Below are 13,029 nucleotides of genomic sequence, written 5' to 3'. Positions count from 1 at the left end.
CCCAGCCCGTCCGGCGATTGAGGACCGGGGTCCGGGGCGGAGCCCCGGTTTCGGGAAGGGGCGGGACAGGGGAAAACCGCCCTCACTCCGAGCCGCGCCAGTCCGTCCCCGACACGATCAACCCCGCCACCATCGCGCCCGACATCCCCGCATGGGCCAGCCCCCCGCCCGGGTGGGCGAAGCCGCCGGCGAGGTACAGGCCCGGGACCCGCGTCACATTCCCGGGCCGCAGGAAACGCCCGTCCGCACCGGCCAGCACGGGCGCCGGCACGCCGCCGCCCTCGGCGCCGGTCGCCGCCTCGACATCGGCCGGAGTGCGGACCTCCCGCCACAGCACCCGCTCCCGCAGGCCCGGCAGCACCGCTTCCGCAGCGTCGGTCATGCGGTCCGCGAAGCTCGTGGCCGTCACCTCGTCGCTCCAGTCGACCTGCCCGTGCGGGGCCACCGTGGCGGTCAGGGTGACCGCCTCGTGCCCGTCGTCGGGACGCGTGGCCGGGTCGTCCGGCCGCAGCACGGTCACCGTCGGGCGGTAACGCCACGGGCCGGGCTCGCGCACCCCGGCGCCCGCGGCGCCCGCGCGGAAGACCTCGGTCAACTCGGCGTCGCGGTCCGGCCCGTGGACCACCGTGCGGTGCGCCGCGGCGGCGGGCCGGGCGCCCCGCAGGGCGAGGCAGACCGTGAACCTGCCGGGCGGCACGTCCGCATTCCCGGCCGCGCCCGGCGCGATCGCGGCCAGCCGCCCGGGGGACACCCCGGCGACCACCGTCTCCGCCTCGGCCACCGCGCCACCGGCCAGCTCCACACCGGCGGCACACCCGTCCTTCTCGAAGAGGCCCACGACCTCCTCGCCGAAGCGGAACTCGACCTTGCGGGCCACGCACCGCTCGTACAGCGCGTCGGCGAGCCCCCGCATCCCCCCGCGCACATACCAACTGCCGAAGGTCTGCTCCATGTACGGCAGCACCGTCGCGCTCGCGGGGGTGTGCCGGGGGTCCAGCCCGTACGCCAGGGCGTGGCTCTCCAGGAGCGCGACCAGCCGGGGGTCCCTCAACTCCCGCTCCGCGACGGAGGCGAGCGTGACCGGGGCGCTGCGCCGGAACAACCCGCGCCTGCGCACCGCCGGATAGGGGTCGCGCCCCAGCGGCGCACGGGCCGCGGGGTCCGCGCGCAGCGGCTCCTCCAGCAGCGGCCGCCGCGTGGCGTCCCAGACCTCGCGCGCCCGGTTGACCAGATCGCTCCAGCGCTCGCCCGCGCCCGCGCCGACCGCCTCGTCCAGCGCCTGGACCACACCGGCACGCGAGGCATTGGGCAGCGCGACGACCGTGCCGTCGGCGAAGACGTGGCTGCTCGCCGGGTCGACCTGCACGAGGTCGACGCACCGCTCCAGCGGCTCCTTGCCCGTCTTCACGAACAAGTCGCGGTAGACGGCGGGCAGATGCAGCAGCCCCGGCCCCGTGTCGAAGGCGAAGCCGTCCCTCGTCAGCCGCCCGACGCCGCCGCCGTACGTAGCCGCCCGCTCGTACACCACCACCCGGTGGCCCGCGACGGCCAGCCGGGCAGCAGCCGCCATCGCGCCCATCCCGGCGCCGATCACCGCAATCCGTGCCATGGGAGCGACTTTATCCGGCGCCACCGACAGCTCAGGCCGACGGCGGCCGGGCCCCTTCCGGCCAGGCGCCGCTCTTCTCCGCGCGCCGCTGCCGCCTGCGCCGCCAGTAGCGGCGGATCCGCGTCCAGAAGAACGCCACCAGGGCGATCCCCAGCCCCAGCAGCACCGCCGCGATGATCGCCGCGGCCAGCGGGTGGAACAGCGCGAAGACCACGATCCCGGCGACGCCCAGATCCTCGACGGTGCTCATCACGAAGTTGCTGGCGGGCTCGGGCGAGGTGTTGATCGCCGCCCTGGTGCCCGCCTTGACCAGATGGCTCACCAGCGCCGTCGAGCCGCCCACCGCGCCCGCCGCGAGGTCCGACAGCGAACCGCTCTGCCCGGCCAGCAGCGCCCCGACCACCGCGCCGGCGACCGGCCTGATGACCGTGTGCACCGCGTCCCAGGCCGAGTCCACGTAAGGGATCTTGTCGGCGACCGCCTCGCAGAGGAAGAGCACACCGGCCGCGATCAGGACGTCCGGGCGCTGGAGCGCGTCCGGCACCTGGTCACTGGCGCCGGTCGCGCCCAGCACGCCGAGCAGCAGGACCACGGCATAGGCGTTGACACCGCTCGCCCAGCCACTCGTGAAAACCAACGGGAGTACCGACACGCCCGTGATCGTATCCGGGGCGTCCGACTGCGTCCGAACGCTCAGGGCTGAGTACACGTACTCAGAAGAGGAGATGAGTAGCTGCGCGGATGGGGCATGCCCCGGGGGAAGGAAGAGTGGTGTCCACGGAAGGGGCGTCCGCGCCGGCACCGCCGACACGGTGCGGCGGAACGGTGCGGCGGCCCTGACGTGACCGGGGGGTCTGGGGGCTCCCGGACGAAGAGACGGGGGCTCGGGGGAGCACGGGGGAACGCCGCTCCGGCGTCGGCCGAGGGGGATCGGCCGGCGCCGGAGCGGCGCCTTTTCCCGTACGCTCCGGAAGCTTTCCCGTACGTTCCGGAAGCCGCGGACCCCGGCCGGGTCAGACGCCGCCCTGCGGCTGGCGGATGCCGCCGCCCACCCGTCCCTGCAGCAGCTGCGACAGCGCCGCGTGCACCTCGTCGACCGACCGCTCGGGCTGGAACGACTGCCGGTCCAGCGCGGCCACGAGCACCATCCCGAACAACGCGGCCGCCGTCAGCGGGACATCGAGCTCCGAGCTCAGCTCGCCCGCCTCCACCGCCTCCGCGAGGACGCGCTCGATCACGGCGAGCGCCCGCCGCCGTACCTGCGCCAGCGTCGGCTGCCAGGCCCGGTTGGTGCGCCACAGCTCGGCCGCGTACAGCTGGGCCAGCGCGGGATAGCGGGAGATGAAGTCCAGGCCGGCGCGGACCATCGCGTCCAGCGCCTCGACCCGGCCGCCACCGCGCCCGGCCGTCTCGTCGGCGGCCCGTTGGAGAGCGTCGCTCAGCAGCTCCACGCCGTGGCGCAGCAGCTCTTCGAAGAGGACGGTCTTGCTCGCGAAGTTGTAGTAGACCGTGCCCTTCGCGACTCCGGCACGTTCGGCGATCTCGTCCACGGTGGTGGAGGAGAAGCCCTGTTCGGCGATGAGGGTGACCGCGGCTTCGAAGAGCTTTCGCCGGGTGTTCTGACGGCGCGTACTGCTGCTGTCGCTGCTGTCCATGAAGAGATTCTCCCTGCCACCGCCCGGCCGCCGGAGGCGCAGCCGGTCCCGCGCCCGCCCACGGGCGTTCGCCAGGGCCGGAACCGGCCGGTGGGAGCGCCCTGTTCACCGGTACTCGCGGAGCGCGCGGAGCCGTCGCCTCCGGGGAGCGGGGGCCCGCCCGGGCGGCGCGGGGCGGGTTGGGGAGAGAACCCCCGGACCAGGCCCTAGGCTGGGGGCACCGAGAACCACCGGGCCGCCTTCGCCCGCTTCCTGCCCCACGTCACCGCCGAGGAGCCACCCGCCGTGTCAGACCCGCTGCGCCCCCGGGCGTCCCTCCGTACCGCCGTGGTCTGGGAGGTCCTGCGAGATGCCCTGGACCGCCGGGTCAAGGCCGCCGGACGGGAGGACGGAGGCGTCCTCGAGGTCCTCGACACCGGTGGCGGCTCGGGCAACTTCGCCGTGCCCGTGGCCCGCCTGGGCCACCGGGTCACCGTCGTCGACCCCAGCCCCAACGCCCTGTTCGCGCTGGAGCGCCGGGCCGCCGAGGCGGGGGTCGCCGACCGGGTGCGCGGTGTCCAGGGCGACACCCACGGCCTGTTCGACGTGGTCGGGCGCGGTGCCTTCGACGCAGTCCTGTGCCACGGCGTGCTGGAGTACGTGGACGACCCCGCCGAGGGCGTCCGCAACGTCGTCGAGGCGCTCCGCCCCTCCGGCACCCTCAGCCTGCTGGCCGCGGGCCTCGGCGGTGCCGTGCTGGGCCGGGCCCTCGCCGGTCACTTCAGCGAGGCCCGCCAGGTCCTGGCCGACCCTGCTGGGCAGTGGGGCGCCGGTGACCCCGTCCGCCGCCGGTTCACCGCCGAGCAGCTCTCCGAGCTGGTCACCGCGGCCGGTCTGGAGGTCGGCGCGGTGCACGGCGTGCGCGTCTTCGCCGACCTCGTGCCCGGTGTGCTGCTGGACGCCGAGCCCGGCGCCATGGACGCGCTGCTCCGGCTGGAGGCCGCCGCGGCCGAGCTGCCCGCCTTCCACTCGGTGGCCACCCAGCTGCACGTACTGGCCGAGCGTGGCTGACCGTACGCGGTAGGTGACCGGCCACCCGATCAGCGGCTTCGCCCCGTATGATCGGGGGACACCGTCCGGCATGGCGCATCGGCGGAGAGGGAATGTACGTCCCGACACCACCGATCGCCACACTGATATCGGTGGGCGAATTGGCGCAGAGGGGCGGGTTTCATGGGGGCGATTCCCTGCCTATCCTGAAAGGGTCGCACCCCGGTCGCCCCCCGCGACCGACGAGTAGGAGGACTCCGTGCCGCTCTCGGAGCACGAGCAGCGCATGCTCGAGCAGATGGAGCGAGCGCTGTACGCCGAAGATCCCAAGTTCGCGACAGCGCTCGAGGGCAGCGGCCTGCGCACGTACACCCGGCGACGGGTATACCAGGCGGCCGCCGGGTTTCTGGTGGGCATCGCGCTCCTGATGGCCGGCGTGATGATTCCGGGACAGTACTGGATCAGCGTGGTGGGCTTCCTGGTCATGCTGGGCTGCGCGGCGCTCGCCGTCACCGGCTGGCGCAAGGCGCCCCGGCCCGGTGCGCAGCCCGGTGGTGCCGGCCCGGCGGGGGGAATGGGCGGCCGTGGTCAGGCCCGGCAGCGCCGCACCGTGATGGACCGCATCGAGCAGCGATGGCAGCGCCGTCGCGACGAGCAGGGCCACTGAGCTTTTCCGCCGCGGAAGCGGCATGACGCGGGGCCAGGACGGATGTCCTGGCCCCTTGTCGTTGCCCGCTCGCCGATGCGGCCCTTGGTCCTGAGCCGCCCCCGCTCCGGGGCGGCCCGCCCGGCTACCGGCCGCCGCCCCCACCTTCCTGACTGGCCGTCAACTCCGGTCGCGGGCCGTACGGAGCGCACCGCCCGCGCGGCGCCAGGCCGTGCCCAGCCGTCCGGACCGCAACCGCTCTCCCGCCGCAGCGCGCCGCCGGGAGAACCCCCACAACAGCCGGGCCGCGGAACGCGGAGCGACCACGGCCCGCACCCGGGCGGACCGCCCCACCGAGGCGCGCAGGCCCGCCCGTACGCGCTCGACGTCGTCCGCCAGACCCGCGGTCGGCTGGGGCCGCCGCGCGTACAGCACCTGCTCGACCGCGGTGGCGACGCGGTGCGCGGACTCCTCGGCCGCGCCCGTCAGCCCACCGAGCCGCACGATGCGCGCCGCCGTGCTCCGGGGCGTCCGTGAATCGTCGGGCGGGACGCCGTAGTCCCAGGCGGAGTCGGTCAGTTCGGCCCAGGCGGCCAGGGTGCGCTCCATGGCGGCCTCGGGTGAGGACGCGGCTTCCCCGGGGGCGCCCGGTGCGTGTGCCCGGGGTGCATCCGCGTGCCGTCCGGCGTCCGCGAGCCGCCGGGCCCGCAGCCTTCGCCGCCACAGCGGCGCCAGCAAGGGCAGCGCCAGCACGGCGAGCCCGCCCACCGCGACGCCTGCCACCGCCCCCGGCGACAGCCCCCCGTCATGACCCCCGCCCGCGGCGGACGCCTCGCCGGCCGCCGGGCACTCGCCCAGCCGCCGCAGCTGCGGGGTGCAGCCGCCCGCCGCGGGCGGGCGTGCCGACGGCGCGGCGCTCCGGTCCGGCAGCGGCGCGGGCACCCCCGGATCAGCCGCGGACGGCTCCTGCGCCACGGTGTAGTCGGGGGCCGTGCCCCGGCTCGGCGTCGGCTCGAACCGGGTCCAGCCGACACCCTCGAAATACAGCTCCGGCCAGGCGTGCGCGTCCTTGGAGCCGACCGACATCGAGCCGTCCGACTGCGGGGTGCCCGGGGTGAAGCCGACGGCCACCCGGGCGGGGATGCCCAGCGTCCGTGCCATGGCCGCCATGGAGAACGAGAAGTGGATGCAAAAGCCCCGCTTGGCCTCCAGGAACTTCGCGATGGCGTCGCTGCCGCCGCCCGACGCGACCTCCGTGTCGTAGGCGAAGCCGCCGTCGACCGCGAACCAGTCCTGGAGCTTCACCGCCTGCTGATACGCGTTCGCCGAACCGGCGGTCACCTTTCTGGCCGTCGCCCCCACCACCTCCGGCAGCGACCCCGGCACCTTGGTGTACTCCCGCAGCACCTCCTCGCGCGGCGCGGGCGCGCCCGCGAGCTGCGCGGCCGTCGGCTGCACGAGGAGGCTCGACACCTGATAGCGGACGCCCCGGGTGGTCTGCCCGCGGTCGCCGGCGATGGTGCGGCCCTCCGGTTCGTACCGCCACCGGCCGTCCACCCGGACCCGCTCGGAGGGGTAGGGGAGCGGCAGATAGTTCTGCGCGTACGAACCGGCGGCGGCGATCGAGGTGTTCACCGGATCCGTGCGCACCCCCGGGGCGAGGCCCGTGGGGGTGGGCAGCACGTCCGGGACGTCGGTGACGCGGCGCTCGGACGGCTGCCACGACGCGCCGTCGAACCGGTCGAGCGCGACGATGCGCAGATACAGCTCCCGGGTGCTCTCCGTGGACGTGCGGTAGCGCATGACCTCGCGGTTCTCCGGCTGGTTGAGGCTGTCGCGGAGCGAGACCAGCGGGCGGACGGCGTCGAAGCCCGAGCCGTCCCCCCGGCCGGGACCGGCCGCCCGGTCCCGCGGCTCCAGCAGCCCGCCCTCCATCGTCGGCAGCACGGCGGGCACCGCCAGCGCGATCCCCAGCGCGAGGGCCCCGATCCTGCGGCCGGTGCGCACCGGCGCGAGGGCGGGGCCCGCGCCGGAGGCCAGGAACCCCGGGGACCGCGACCGGGCACCGCCGCCGAAGACCCGGCCCCACCGGGCGAGCCGGTCCCGGCCCTCGGCCAGGAGCAGCAGCAGATAACCGGCCGCCGCCACCAGGAACCACAGCCAGTCCTTGCCGCTCTGGGCCAGCCCCGCCGCGATGGAGTAGAGCGCGAGCAGCGGCAGCCCGGCGGGCGCCGCGCTGCGCCAGGTCACCGCGACCGCGTCCACGATCAGGCCGATCGCCAGCAGGCCCCCGACCAGCATCAGCCGGATGCCGGCCGTCGCCGGCGCGGGGATGGCGTACCTCCCGACGTCGTCCGCGCCCTCCTGGAGCAGCTGCCCGAACTCCCGGAAGACATCGGGGCCCGGCAGCAGCCCGCCGAGCGCCTGGGAGCGGGCGAAGACCACAGTGAGCAGCACGAGCGTGACCAGCGCCTGCACGGCCACCGTCAGCGCCCCGGCGAGCGGCACCCGGCGGGCGAGCGCGCCCACCGCGGTCTGCACGGTGAGCAGGATCGCGGCCTGGAGCATCCACGTGGTGGTGTCGATCAACGGCAGCAGCGCGCAGGACGCGGCCAGCGTCGCCACCGCAGAGCAGACGGCGAGCCGCACGCTCCCACTCATCCGAACCCCTTTGTCGACGGCGGCCCGGAGGGCCATGGCGGAACGGACGGCATGGGCGGCACGGTCGGGCGCAGGGGCGGCCCGGAGCGGCCGGAGCCTGCTCCCGGTGGCCCGGCCGGCCGGCTGTCATCCACGTCCGTCACCCCGCCGTACGGCCCGCCCTGCGGCCAACCGCCCGACGAGCCCGCCACGGCGGCACCGGGCGCGGGACGCGCCGCCGCGCCGCCCGGGAGACCGGTGGCCCCGGCCGCGCCCTCGGGCGGCCGGTTCGCCGGCCCGGCCGCCGCATGGCCCGTACGCTCCTGCGCCGCCTCACGTCCCCCAGGAGCTCCCGCCATGCGCCACAGCTCCGCCAGGGACGCGCCCGGTGTCACGGCCAGAGCCGTCCAGCCCGCCTCGCGCAGCGCGCGCAGCCGCTGCTCGGCGCCCTGCCCGGGGCCCGTGGGGCGGTCGTCCTGCGGCCATGCGGAACGGTCGAGCACGAAGGCGACCGCCGTGCCGCTGCGCCGGCGCATCTGTCCGGCCAGCGCCGTCTGCTGTTCGTCGAGGTCGCCGAAGAACGCCACGAGCAGCCCGCCGCCGCCACCGCGCAGCGCCTCATGGGCGGGGGAGAGGCTCTCCCCGTCGGAGTGGTCCACCACGGCCAGGGTGTCGAGCAGCAGACCCACCGCCTCCGCCGGGTCGTGGGAGGAACCGGAGTGGCCGCCCATGCCGTCCGGCCCCGGCACCGCGCTCCCGGCGTCGGTGAGCAGCCGCACCGAGAAGCCGCGCTCCAGCAGGTGCGCCGCGGCGGAAGCGGCCCCGGACACGGCCCACTCGAAGGGGGAGTCGGGCCCCATGCCGTCGTAGGCGATGCCCCGGGTGTCCAGCAGCACGGTGCAGTGGGCGCGTTGGGGCTGCTCCTCCCGGCGCACCATCAGCTCGCCGTAGCGCGCGGTGGAGCGCCAGTGCACCCGGCGCAGGTCGTCGCCGTGGCGGTACCCACGCGGGATGATGTCGTCCGCGCCGGCCAGGGCCAGCGACCGCTGCCGCCCGTCGCCGTAGCCCGTGGCCTCGCCGCCCAGCCGCACCGGCGGCAGGGGAACGACGCGCGGCACGACAGTCAGCGTGTCGAAGGCGCTGAACCCACGGGTCAGCTCGCACATCCCGAAGGGGTCCGTCAGCCGCAGCTGCAGCGGCCCGAGCGGATAGCGGCCGCGCAGCTCGGACCGGACGCGGTAGGTCACCTCGCGCCGCCCGCCCGGCTCCACCCGGTCCAGCACGAAGCGGGGGCGCGGCCCCAGGACATACGGCACGCGGTCCTGGAGCATCAGCAGCCCCGTGGGCAGCCGCGAGACATTGTCGACCCGCAGGTGCACCCGCGCCTCGGACCCGGCGGGCACCCGGGACGGCGACAGCCCCCGGCTGCCGGTGACCCGGTGCCGGGTGCCGTGCAGCACGACCACGCACACCAGCGGCAGCACCGTCAGCAACAGCCCGACCCGCAGCAGATCGGACTGGCCCAGGACATAGGAACAGCCCGTCGCCGCGATCCCCGCGGCCAGGAAGGAGCGGCCGCGGGTGGTCAGCCCGCCGAGGGAGGCCCACAGCCCGCCCCCCGCTCCGTCCCCGCCGCCGGTCCGCGGGCCAGCCCCCCGGCCCGCCTCCCCCGAGGCCATCACAGCCGCCGCGCGCCCGGCTGATGACGGCCGTGCGACTGCTGCCCCCAGGCCTGCGCGGACAGGTCGGGCACCGGGGTGCGCTGGAGGATCTCGAAGACGACCTGCTCGGCCGTGCGCCGGTTCAGCTGGGCCTGGGCGGTGGGCAGCAGCCGGTGCGCGAGCACCGCCACGGCCAGGGCCTGCACGTCGTCGGGGAGGACGAACTCGCGGCCGGCCATGGCCGCCGCCGCCTTCGCCGCCCGCACCAGGTGCAGCGTCGCTCTCGGCGAGGCGCCGAGTCTCAGATCGGGGTGGTGCCGGGTCGCGGTGACCAGATCCACCGCATACCGCCGCACGGGGTCGGAGACGTGCATGCCGCGGACCGCGTCGACGAGCTTGACGATGTCGTGGGCGTGCGCGACGGGCTGGAGGTCGTCGAGCGGGGGCACCACGCCGTGCGTGTCGAGCATCCGCAGCTCGGCCTCCGGGCTCGGATAACCCATCGAGACCCGGGCCATGAAGCGGTCGCGCTGCGCCTCGGGCAGCGGATAGGTGCCCTCCATCTCGACCGGGTTCTGCGTGGCCACCACCATGAAGGGGCTGGGCAGCTCATAGGTGTGCCCGTCGACGGTGACCTGCCGCTCCTCCATCGACTCCAGCAGCGCCGACTGGGTCTTGGGGGAGGCGCGGTTGATCTCGTCGCCGATCACGATCTGCGCGAAGATCGCGCCCGGCTTGAACTCGAAGTCCCGCCGCTGCTGGTCGAAGACGCTCACGCCCGTGATGTCGGACGGGAGCAGGTCCGGCGTGAACTGGATGCGCCGCACCGAGCAGTCGATCGACCGGGCCAGCGCCTTGGCGAGCATGGTCTTGCCCACCCCCGGCACATCCTCGATCAGCAGATGCCCCTCGGCGAGCAGCACGGTCAGCGAGAGCCGTACGACCTCGGGCTTGCCCTCGATCACACCCTCGACCGCCCGGTGCACCCGCTCGGCGGTGGCGGTCAGATCGCTGAGGCTCGCTCGCTCTTCATAGGTCGTCACCCGGCCCTCCTCGGCCCGTCCCGTGGGCCGCGTCCGACCACGGACCCGGCCCACCCCGACATACGGACACCGCGCCCCGCGGTGGCGGAGGCGGCTTCCACCTACGCATTCTCGCCGCCCGGGCGGCGATCCGTCACCGCCTGTGGATAACTCAGTGCCGTGGGTCGATCTCGCGCAGCAGACCCGTCGTCACATCGAAGACGAAGCCCCGCACGTCGTCGGTGTGGGGGAGGAACGGCGAGGTCCGTACCCGTTGCATGGACTGGCGGACGTCCTGGTCCAGGTCCTTGAACGCCTCCACCGCCCACGCCGGACGCTGGCCGACCTCGGCCTCGATCTCGTGCCGGAAGTCCTCGGTGAGGGTCAGCAGGCCGCAGCCGGTGTGGTGGATCAGCACCACCGAGCGGGTGCCGAGCGCCCGCTGGCTGATCGTCAGCGAGCGGATGATGTCGTCGGTGACCACGCCGCCGGCGTTGCGGATGGTGTGGCAGTCGCCGAGCTCCAGGCCGAGCGCGGCGTGCAGGTCGAGGCGGGCGTCCATGCAGGCGACGACGGCGACCTTGAGGACGGGACGGGCGTCCATCCCGGGATCGGTGAAGGCGGAGGCGTACTCGGCGTTGGCCTGAACGAGACGGTCGGTGACGGTGCCCGGTTCGAGGGCACGGGCCCCGGTGGAGCTCCGGGGCGTCGGCTGGGACGCGGATATCGACATATGAACGAAGGTAGTCGGCCGGGGGCCCGACGGCCCGTCCCGCCATGGTAAAAACGCCGCTGACATGCCCTTCTGTGAGGTAAGCCACAAGGTCGCGGCCCATGCCGCCATACGGGTGAGAGGGGCGTGGTCCATGATCGGCCGGCCCCTCCCCGCCGCCCGCGCACCGCTGCCGGGACGCGCTGGCCGGTTGGTTGACCAGGGGGACGAGTGGACTAAAGTGGCGCGAAGTGGGAGGCCTGACGCTCCCCTTGGAACCGAATACCCGCAACGGCGCGACGCGTACGTACCTCTCGGCCTCCTCCCGCTCCCCGGTCGCCCGGCGCCACTTCCCCGGTGCCGGATCCGGCCGCTTCCCCTTGGGGCGGGCGGGGACCCGGCGGTGCGTACGCCCGTGCCCGCACCCGGGCCCGCCGAATTTTCAGAAGGGCGCATGAGCAGCAACGCGCGACACGTCCCCGTCATGCTCCAGCGCTGCCTGGACATGCTCGCTCCCGCCCTCACCGAGCCCGGCGCCGTCGTCGTCGACTGCACCCTGGGCGCCGGCGGGCACAGCGAGGCGCTGCTCGCGCGGTTCCCCGGGGCCCGGCTCGTCGCCCTCGACCGCGACCCCACCGCCCTCGCCCTCGCCGGGGAGCGGCTGGCCCCCTACGGCGACCGCGCCACCCTGGTCCGCGCCGTCTACCACGAGCTGCCCGACGTGCTGGAACGGCTCGGCATCCCCAAGGTCCAGGGCGTCCTCTTCGACCTCGGCGTCTCCTCCATGCAGCTCGACGAGGCCGACCGCGGCTTCGCCTACGCGCAGGACGCGCCGCTGGACATGCGCATGGACCAGACGGCCGGCATCAGCGCCGCCGAGGTCCTCAACACCTACGCGCCCGGCGAACTGGTGCGCATCCTGCGCGCGTACGGCGAGGAGAAGCAGGCCAAGCGGATCGTCTCGGCCATCGTCCGGGAGCGTGAGAAGGAGCCGTTCAGCAACAGCGCCCGGCTCGTCGAGCTGATCCGCGACTCGCTGCCGCAGGCCGCCAAGCGCACCGGCGGCAACCCCGCCAAGCGCACCTTCCAGGCCCTGCGGATCGAGGTCAACGCCGAGCTGGCCAGCGTCGAACAGGCCATCCCGGCCGCCGTCGCGGCCCTCGCGGTCGGCGGCCGGATCGCCGTGCTCTCCTACCAGTCGCTGGAGGACCGGATCGTCAAGCAGGTCTTCGCGGCCGGCGCCGCCAACACTGCGCCCCCCGGGCTGCCCGTGGTCCCCGAGCGCTACCAGCCCCGCCTGAAGCTGCTCACCCGCGGCGCGGAGCTGCCGACCGAGGAGGAGGTCGCCGAGAACCGGCGGGCCGCCCCCGCCCGGCTGCGGGGCGCCGAACGCATCCGGGAGGACGCCCCGTGACGCCCGCCGCCCGCGGCCGGGGCACCCGGCTCGGCCGGCTGCGGGCAGCGGGCCCGGCCGGGGCGAAGCGCACCCCGTTCGTCTTCCTCGTGGTGGTGCTGCTCGGCTCCGGGCTGATCTCGCTGCTGGTGCTCAACTCCGCGCTCAACCAGGGCTCCTTCGAGCTCACCAAGCTCCAGCGCAAGACCACCGAGCTCACCGACGAGCAGCAGGCGCTCCAGCAGGAGGTCGACCGGCTCGCCGCCCCGGACGCCCTGGAGCGCCAGGCCCGCAAGCTCGGCTTGATCCCCGGCGGCACCCCCGCCTTCCTCAGCCCCGACGGCACCGTCCGCGGCTCGCCGGCCCCGGCCGGCCAGGAGGACACCGCGAACCTCGCCGCGCAGCTGGCCCCCGCGCCCCGGCCCGCACCGGCCGCCGTCCCCGCTCCCGGCCTGCCGCCCGGCCCCGGTGTCCCGGCCACCCCGGCCCCCGGCCCGGACGCGCTGCCGCACGTCCCGTATCCCCCCGGCACCGGGCCCCTGCTCGTGCCCCCCGCCCGTACGGCAGAGAAGACCGCTCCGACCACCGGCAGGTGACGCTGTGCCGCTTTCCTCCGGGGCCCTGCCCCCGAGCCTCCCGCGCCTCCCGCGGGCCCGAGCCGC

The 13,029-nt window shown here is 75.1% G+C and carries 10 protein-coding genes and 1 pseudogene; 4 read left to right on the top strand and 7 right to left on the bottom strand.

Translation table 11 applies throughout. The annotated features are described in order from the left end of the window. Positions 1–82: 82 nt before the first annotated feature. From ABD269_RS20450 to ABD269_RS20440, 3 genes are all read right to left on the bottom strand, one after another. Entirely contained in the window at positions 83–1,609 is a 1,527-nt protein-coding gene (locus tag ABD269_RS20450; RefSeq protein WP_344119743.1) for a phytoene desaturase family protein, read from the bottom strand. Positions 1,610–1,640: 31 nt separating this feature from the next. Then, positions 1,641–2,261, bottom strand: coding sequence for a DUF4126 domain-containing protein (locus tag ABD269_RS20445; RefSeq protein WP_301887994.1), 621 nt, complete (start codon positions 2,259–2,261; stop codon positions 1,641–1,643). 361 nt (positions 2,262–2,622) lie between these two features. Continuing rightward, the gene (locus tag ABD269_RS20440) at positions 2,623–3,264 is read right to left on the bottom strand and encodes a TetR/AcrR family transcriptional regulator (protein WP_301887997.1); all 642 of its coding nucleotides are present in this window, start codon (positions 3,262–3,264) and stop codon (positions 2,623–2,625) included. A gap of 285 nt (positions 3,265–3,549) precedes the next feature. Here ABD269_RS20440 and ABD269_RS20435 point away from each other — a divergent pair, with 285 nt between their 5' ends. Both ABD269_RS20435 and ABD269_RS20430 read left to right on the top strand, forming a co-directional pair. Next, on the top strand, positions 3,550–4,314 hold the full coding sequence (locus tag ABD269_RS20435) for a methyltransferase (protein ID WP_344119740.1): 765 nt from the start codon (positions 3,550–3,552) through the stop codon (positions 4,312–4,314). 238 nt (positions 4,315–4,552) lie between these two features. Further along, entirely contained in the window at positions 4,553–4,960 is a 408-nt protein-coding gene (locus ABD269_RS20430) for a DUF3040 domain-containing protein (protein ID WP_344119738.1), read from the top strand. Between the two features lie 159 nt (positions 4,961–5,119). On the opposite strand, the gene ABD269_RS20425 is transcribed toward ABD269_RS20430, so the two are convergent. The 4 genes and pseudogenes from ABD269_RS20425 to ABD269_RS20410 all read right to left on the bottom strand — a co-directional run bounded on the left by ABD269_RS20425 (position 5,120) and on the right by ABD269_RS20410 (position 10,995). Then, positions 5,120–7,600, bottom strand: coding sequence for a transglutaminase TgpA family protein (locus tag ABD269_RS20425; RefSeq protein ID WP_344119736.1), 2,481 nt, complete (start codon positions 7,598–7,600; stop codon positions 5,120–5,122). Between the two features lie 290 nt (positions 7,601–7,890). After that, positions 7,891–9,258, bottom strand: a pseudogene (locus ABD269_RS20420) (DUF58 domain-containing protein); the annotation flags it as partial. Then, complete coding sequence (locus tag ABD269_RS20415) at positions 9,258–10,283, bottom strand: AAA family ATPase (RefSeq protein WP_344119734.1); 1,026 nt, start codon at positions 10,281–10,283, stop codon at positions 9,258–9,260. The gene ABD269_RS20415 and the pseudogene ABD269_RS20420, both read right to left, overlap by 1 nt. A gap of 151 nt (positions 10,284–10,434) precedes the next feature. After that, entirely contained in the window at positions 10,435–10,995 is a 561-nt protein-coding gene (locus tag ABD269_RS20410) for a beta-class carbonic anhydrase (RefSeq protein ID WP_301888008.1), read from the bottom strand. 433 nt (positions 10,996–11,428) lie between these two features. On the opposite strand from ABD269_RS20410, the gene rsmH reads away from it, so the two are divergent. Continuing rightward, positions 11,429–12,388: a 16S rRNA (cytosine(1402)-N(4))-methyltransferase RsmH gene (rsmH, locus tag ABD269_RS20405; RefSeq protein WP_301888011.1), complete on the top strand. Its 960-nt coding sequence runs from the start codon at positions 11,429–11,431 to the stop codon at positions 12,386–12,388. After that, positions 12,385–12,963: a cell division protein FtsL gene (ftsL, locus tag ABD269_RS20400; RefSeq protein WP_344119731.1), complete on the top strand. Its 579-nt coding sequence runs from the start codon at positions 12,385–12,387 to the stop codon at positions 12,961–12,963. The genes rsmH and ftsL overlap by 4 nt, the downstream gene beginning before the upstream one ends. Positions 12,964–13,029 lie beyond the last annotated feature (66 nt).

Source organism: Streptomyces blastmyceticus, from assembly GCF_039521185.1.
Lineage (GTDB): Bacteria > Actinomycetota > Actinomycetes > Streptomycetales > Streptomycetaceae > Streptomyces > Streptomyces blastmyceticus.
Note: the sequence above shows the minus strand (reverse complement) of the source record. Positions and strands in the feature narration are given on the sequence as shown.

Coding starts and splice junctions, on each gene's coding strand:
- ABD269_RS20450 (WP_344119743.1), bottom strand. CDS start 1,609: ATGGCACGGATTGCGGTGATCGGCGCCGGGATGGGCGCGATGGCGGCT.
- ABD269_RS20440 (WP_301887997.1), bottom strand. CDS start 3,264: ATGGACAGCAGCGACAGCAGCAGTACGCGCCGTCAGAACACCCGGCGA.
- ABD269_RS20425 (WP_344119736.1), bottom strand. CDS start 7,600: ATGAGTGGGAGCGTGCGGCTCGCCGTCTGCTCTGCGGTGGCGACGCTG.
- ABD269_RS20410 (WP_301888008.1), bottom strand. CDS start 10,995: ATGTCGATATCCGCGTCCCAGCCGACGCCCCGGAGCTCCACCGGGGCC.
- rsmH (WP_301888011.1), top strand. CDS start 11,429: ATGAGCAGCAACGCGCGACACGTCCCCGTCATGCTCCAGCGCTGCCTG.